Origin of the sequence: Streptomyces sp. NPDC059994 (assembly GCF_042737755.1) — a bacterium.
GTDB lineage: Bacteria > Actinomycetota > Actinomycetes > Streptomycetales > Streptomycetaceae > Streptomyces.
Genome location: NZ_JBHWUR010000196.1, coordinates 1 through 6403 on the forward strand (window position 1 = coordinate 1; position 6403 = coordinate 6403).

Annotated in this window: 5 protein-coding genes; 4 read left to right on the forward strand and 1 reads right to left on the reverse strand. The window is 71.1% G+C overall.

The genetic code is table 11. The features are described 5' to 3' along the window. Window positions 1-380: 380 nt before the first annotated feature. Both ACFWA7_RS39490 and ACFWA7_RS39495 read left to right on the forward strand, forming a co-directional pair. Complete coding sequence (locus ACFWA7_RS39490) at window positions 381-926, forward strand: cupin domain-containing protein (protein ID WP_385827994.1); 546 nt, start codon at window positions 381-383, stop codon at window positions 924-926. Window positions 927-1289: 363 nt separating this feature from the next. Continuing rightward, window positions 1290-3017, forward strand: a complete 1728-nt coding sequence (locus ACFWA7_RS39495; RefSeq protein ID WP_385550150.1) for an MFS transporter — start codon at window positions 1290-1292, stop codon at window positions 3015-3017. A 313-nt stretch (window positions 3018-3330) separates the two neighbouring features. On the opposite strand, the gene ACFWA7_RS39500 is transcribed toward ACFWA7_RS39495, so the two are convergent. After that, window positions 3331-4422, reverse strand: coding sequence for a Ku protein (locus ACFWA7_RS39500; RefSeq protein WP_385550153.1), 1092 nt, complete (start codon window positions 4420-4422; stop codon window positions 3331-3333). A 40-nt stretch (window positions 4423-4462) separates the two neighbouring features. Here ACFWA7_RS39500 and ligD point away from each other — a divergent pair, with 40 nt between their 5' ends. Next, entirely contained in the window at window positions 4463-5347 is an 885-nt protein-coding gene (gene ligD, locus ACFWA7_RS39505) for a non-homologous end-joining DNA ligase (RefSeq protein ID WP_385550156.1), read from the forward strand. Beyond that, entirely contained in the window at window positions 5344-6243 is a 900-nt protein-coding gene (locus ACFWA7_RS39510) for an ATP-dependent DNA ligase (protein WP_385827996.1), read from the forward strand. Before ligD ends, ACFWA7_RS39510 begins: the two co-directional genes overlap by 4 nt. The last annotated feature ends 160 nt before the right edge of the window (window positions 6244-6403 follow it).

Consider the following 6403-nt stretch of genomic DNA (forward strand, 5'->3'; position numbering starts at 1 on the left):
CCCGTACCCGCCCGTCGGCATTTCGGGAAATTCCGCGACCGCGACACGCAGAAAACCGGACAGACATCGGATGGACATCGGACGGATGCCGCAGAGATGCCGGACGGGAAAACGACAGACCGGGGTCTTTCCGACGCATATCCCTGAACTCCCGGCAATTTCGTTGACGGGACACCCAGCGGTGACCACAACTGTCCGTCCACAACTGTCCAACTGCGGAAATCCCGCGCTCGCACACAGCCGTGCTAGAGCTGTTCACCAGGGGCCTGAGTGTCACTGGAGCCGCGCCCGACGGGCAAGTTGAGCGCTGCTTGACCCGCACCCGCCGCCCCGTGCTAAACCCGTAACCACTTGAGAGAAATCAAGCCAGAGAGGGATCCATGACGACCATCATCTACCCCGAGGACCGTCCTGCCGGACGCCGCGGGTTTGAAATCGTCCTGCCGAGTGGCGCCACGGATGGCGCCGCCGCCCTCGTGGAAGGCGAGATAGCCGCCGCCACCCCCGGACCGCCGCTCCACACGCATGCCGAGTCCGACGAGACCTACTTCGTCCTGGAGGGCTCCCTGGTCATGTACATCGACGGCGAGGTGACCACGCTCGGCCCCGGCGGCATGGCGCACATCTCCAAGGGCACCGAGCACACCTGGTCCACCACGGTCGAGGGCGGCTGCCACTTCCTGACGCTGCACCTGCCGGGCGGTTACGAGCTGTACCACCCGACCGCGCTCGCCGCCGAGCACGAGAAGGGCGGCCCGCTGATCCAGTCCGACCTCTTCGAGCTGGCGGCGAAGTTCGACTGGCGGATGGCGGGCGCCGAGCCGCGGCGCCTCACCCCCGAGGGCGTTCTCGTCCCGGCGGACCAGGCCGACGCGGAGGCCCAGCGCCTGCTCGCCGAGTTCACCACCAAGCAGCCGGTCGCTTGAGCGACTTAGGCAGCGGTTCAGGCCGCCGGAGCATGTGAGTGCCTTCTTGAGCGGTGGTGTCGGCCTGTCATGGCCCCAACACCCCTTGCGGGAGGGCGCTTTCATGCGCCCCCGCCCGTCTCCGCCCTGCGCCCCGCCCGATCGCCGGAGCGATCCGCGGGGCGGCCGCCTGCACGGGCGTAAAAGGGGTGTGACCTGCGGAAAGTCACACCCCCAGACCCTGTGTCGTCATCTCGGTGACGCACTCTTTCCTGCCCCTGTGGCAAGGAGACCCGCAAATGGCACTCGTCTCATCACACTCCATCCGTCATGACCGGGCTCGGACGGCCCCGGTCACCACGATCGGCCAGAGGTAGAAACGCCATGACTCACGACACCCACGCCGGAGCCGACGCGTCCGGCGGAGCGCCGCCGCTCGACCCGCGCCGCTGGCTCGCCCTGATCATCGTTCTGGTGGCCGGGTTCATGGACATGCTCGACGTGACGATCGTCAACGTCGTCATCCCGAGCATCCAGAAGGACCTGCACGCCGACTACACCCAGATCGAATGGGTCGTGGCCGGATACGTACTGGGCTTCGCGGCCCTGCTGATCACCGGCGGGCGGCTCGGCGACATCTACGGCCGCAAGAAGATGTTCCTGATCGGCGTGGCGGGCTTCACCATCGCCTCGACGCTCTGCGGTGTCGCCAGTGGCCCCGGCATGCTCATCGGCGCGCGCTTCCTCCAGGGCGCCATGGCCGGTCTGATGGTCCCGCAGATCCTGGCGATCATCCACGTCACGTTCCCGTCCGAGGAGCGCGGCAAGGTGCTCGGCATCTGGGGCGGTGTGCTCGGATCGGCGTCGGTGGCCGGTCTGATCGTCGGCGGTGTACTGGTCGACGCGAACATCGCCGACCTGGAGTGGCGTCCGATCTTCCTGGTCAACATCCCGGTCGGTATCGGCGCGCTGATCGCCGCCTGGTTCTTCGTCGGCGAGTCCAAGTCGCCCGCCGCGCCCAAGCTGGACCCGATCGGCGTGGTGATCGCGGTGACCGGCATCCTGATGCTGGTCTATCCGCTCGCCGAGGGCCGTGCGCTCGACTGGCCGGTCTGGACGTACCTCCTGATGGCGGGCTCGATCGTGGTCTTCGGCATCCTGGTCGTCTTCGAGCGGCACCGCACCCGGACCGTGGGCTCGCCGCTGGTGGTGCTCACCCTGTTCAAGGAGCGGGCGTTCACCGCGGGCATGCTGGTCTGGACGCTGTTCTGGATCGCGCTCGGCGGCTTCTTCCTGGTGTGGACGCTGTACATGCAGCTGGGTCTGGGCTGGTCGCCGATGCGCGCCGGTCTGACCGGCGCGGCCTTCGCGGTCGGCGCCGCCGCGGGCTCCGGCCTCGCGGTCGAGGTGTTCACCCCGCGCATCGGGCGCCTCACGCTGATCGGCGGGGCGCTCCTGAACGCGCTCGGCTTCGCCGCGTACATCTTCGTCGCCCACCACTACGGTCCGGACATCCCGTCCTGGCAGATGATCGCGCCGCTGGTCGTGACCGGCTTCGGCTTCGGTCTGGTGGTCGCCCCGATGATCGACGCGATCCTCACCAAGGTGCCCGCCAAGGACGCGGGCTCCGCCTCCGGTCTGCTCGGCACCACCCAGCAGGTCGGCATGGCGCTGGGCGTCGCCCTGGTCGGCGTGCTCTTCTTCGGCCATCTGTCCAGCGACTCCGACCACGGCGTCGACAAGGTCACCCCGGCCCTGCGCCAGGAGCTGGTGGCCGCCGGGGTCCCGGCGGGCGGCGTCGACGACATCGTCAACGGCTTCCGGGCGTGTGTGCACGACCGCTCGGCCGAGTCGGATCCGACCAAGGTCCCGGCCAGCTGTCAGCCCTCCTCGGTGCCGGGCGCCGACAAGGTCCAGCCGATCCTGACCAAGCAGGGCCAGGAGGCCGTCAGCCACAACTTCGTCAAGAGCTTCGACCTCAGCCTCTGGTACGGGGTCGGGATCCTGGTGCTGGTGGCGCTCGGCATGTTCGCGCTGCCCCGCGAGGTGCACGCGCGCGACCTGGACGCGGAGCTGGAGGCGCTGGGCGAGCCCGTCGCCCGAGGCGTGTGACGGCGCCGTAAGGGCTGCTCCGATCAAGGTTCCCCGTGGGCGTACCAGGGCCTGTGCGGGGGATCTGGTCGGCTTCGGCCCGGGGTGCTTTTTCGGTGCTGGTGAGCGGGGGCTGGTGCTTCCCAAGCTCTCCCCTTCGTTCGAGCAGGGGAGACCCCGATGCTGCGAGGCGGAGGAGGGCGTCGACGCGGACCGTCGCCAACCGACGACAACGCCGCGGGGGGGTCTCCCCCTGGCCCTCAAGGCCTTGGGGGCCAGGGCGTGCCAGACCCCCGCGTGCCGACCGGATCCGCCGGACAGGCCCCCAGGGCCGTCAGGCCGACGCGCGCTTGCGGGGAGCCGTCTTCTTCGCGGTCTTCCTGGCCGTGGTGGCGGTGGACTTCTTGGCGCCCGCGGCGGAGGTCTTGGGGGACGCCGCCGACTTCTTGGCGGCGGTCTTCGACGTCGACTTGGTCGCGGTCTTGGCCGAAGTGGTCTTGGTGGCGGCCTTGGCCGTGGTCTTGGTGGCGGTCTTGGCCGTGGTCTTCGTGGCCGCCTTCGCGGTCTTCTTCGCCGGGGCCGTCCTGCGGGCGGCCGTCTTGCGCGGCTTGAGTTCGGTGACCTCGGCCGGCTCCGCCGCCTCCTCGCCGCGCGCCTCCTTCGCCGCGCGCACGCTCTTCTCCAGCGCGGCCATCAGATCGATGACCTTGCCGCCGCCCTTGGTTTCCGGGGCCTCGGCCGGGGGCAGCGCGCCGCCCGCCTTGGAGGCGATGAGGGACTCCACGGCCTCCCGGTAGTCGTCGTGCAACGACTCGACGTCGACCTCGCCCAGGGTGTCCATCAGAGCGTCGGCCAGATCGAGCTCGGCGTCGCGGACCTTCACATCGCTGTCCGGGGCGACGCCCTCGGGGGCGCGGATCTCGTCCGGCCACAGCAGCCCGTGCATGGCGATGACGTCGTCCACGACCCGCAGCATCCCGAGCCGCTCGCGCCCGCGCAGCGCGAACTTGGCGACGGCCACCTTCCGGCTCCGCTTGAGCGCCTCCCTGAGCAGGGTGTACGGCTTGGCCGCCGGGACACCGCTGGCGCTCAGGTAGTACGCCGTGTCGATCTGGAGCGGGTCGATGGAGTCGGCCGCCACGAACGCGACGATCTCGATGGTCTTGGCGGTGGGCAGCGGCAGCGCGGCCAGGTCGTCATCGGTGATCGGGACCAGCGACCCGTCCGCGTCCTCGTACGCCTTGCCGATCTCGGACGCCTCCAGCTCCTCGCCGTCCAGCTCGCACACCTTGCGGTAGCGGACCCGTCCGCCGTCCTCCGTGTGGATCTGCCGGAACGAGATCGAGTGGCTCTCGGTGGCGTTGAAGAGCTTGATCGGAATACTGACCAGCCCGAATGAGATCGCACCATTCCATATGGATCGCACTCTTCATCCCCTCTGCCGGGATTAGTGGGATTCTCATCGTATGACGCCGATCACATGGGTGGAGGGGCGGCGGATCGCGCTCTCCAACCTGGAGAAGGTGCTGTATCCGGCGACCGGCACCACCAAGGGCGAGGTGCTGCACTACTACGCGTCCGTCGCCGGGGCGCTCCTAGCCCATCTGCACAACCGGCCGCTGTCGTTCCTGCGCTACCCGGACGGCCCCGGGGGCCAGCTCTTCTTCACCAAGAATCCCCCGCCCGGCACACCCTCCTGGGTGACGACGGCCCCGGTGCCGCGCTCCGAGGACAGCGAGGCGCGCCAGGTGACAGTCCCGGACCTGTCGACCCTGATGTGGGCGGCCAACCTGGTGGTGGAGTTCCACACCCCCCAGTGGCAGGCGGACGCGCCCGCGCGGGCCGACCGCATGGTCTTCGACCTGGACCCCGGGGACCCGGCGACGGTGGTGGAGTGCTGCGCGGTGGCGCGGTGGCTGCGCGAGCGCCTGACGGCGGACGGCCTGCACGCGTACGCGAAGACCTCCGGCTCCAAGGGCCTGCACCTGCTCGTCCCCCTCGAACCGACCCCGTCCGAGCAGGTCTCCCAGTACGCGAAGGACCTGGCGAAGGAGGCGGAGGCGGCACTCCCGGACCTGGTCACGCACCGCATGGCGAAGGCGCTGCGCCCCGGCAAGGTGTTCGTCGACCACAGCCAGAACGCGGCGGCGAAGACGACGGCGGCGCCCTACACCCTCCGGGCGAGGGAGCGGCCGACGGTGTCGGCGCCGGTGTCGTGGGACGAGGTGGAGTCCTGCCGCAGCGCCGCCGACCTGGTCTTCCTCCTGGGAGACATCGAACCGAGGCTGGCACGGGACGGAGACCTGCTCGGCCCACTGATCAACCTCAACCGGGCGGGGCGGCTGCCGTGAGCGTCCGGCCGCCGGTACGGGTGGCACTGGCGCAGTCCGTACGGGAGCTGCCGCGCGGGCCGGGCTGGTGGTACGAGCCGAAGTTCGACGGCCACCGGATGGTGGTGTTCCGGGAGGCCGACGGGGTGGTGCTCCAGGCCCGGTCGGGGCGGATCGTGACGGCCGCGTTCCCGGACCTGGCGACGGCGGCGCTGGCGGTGCCGGCGGGGTGCGTGTTCGACGGGGAGGTCGTGGTGTGGACGGGCGGCCGCACGGACTTCGCGGCGGTGCAGCGCCGGGCGGCGGCGACGCCGGGGCGGGCCGGGCTGCTCGCGGCCCGGCTGCCGGCGTCGTACGCGGCGTTCGACGTCCTCGCCGACGGGGGCGAGGACGTGCGGCGCCTGCCGTACGGGGAGCGCCGGGCCCGACTGGTGACCCTGCTGGGCCCTTTGGGCCCCCCGCTCCAGCCGGTCCCGGCGACTCGTGACGTGGAGACGGCCCTCACCTGGTACGAGACGCTCCCCGCGAGCGGGATCGAGGGCCTGGTGGCCAAGCGGGACGACTCCCCGTACCGGGGCGGCAGGCGCGCGTGGCGCAAGCTGCGGCACACGGAGACGTGGGAGGGGGTGGTGGTGGGGTACGTGGGGCCCGCGCGGCGCCCCAGCGCGCTGGTCCTGGTGCTGCCGGGGGACGACGAGGTGACGGTGTCGACCCCGCTGTCGTCGCCGCTGCGGGCGGAGGCGGGCCGGGCGCGCCTGCCGCCGTCCGCGCCGACGCGCACGGCGATCGCGCCGGGGTGGGGGGAGGTGGGCTATACGGAGGTGGCGGGGGCGGGGTTGCTGGCGGAGGTGGAGCGGGGGTCCGCGCGGTTGGGGGTGACGCGGGTGCTGCGCCTTCGGGAGGCGGTGCCGGGTTGACCCCCACCCCGCCCGTTCCCCTGAACCCTCCGGGGGCGGGTGGGTGGTTGAGGCTCGCTTCCCGGGGGCTGCGCCCCCGGACCCCGGGCGGGGCCTGCGGCCCCTGCACTCCGCCACGGGGGCTTCGCCCCCCAGGCCCCGCGTTCTTCTGCGGGCCGGT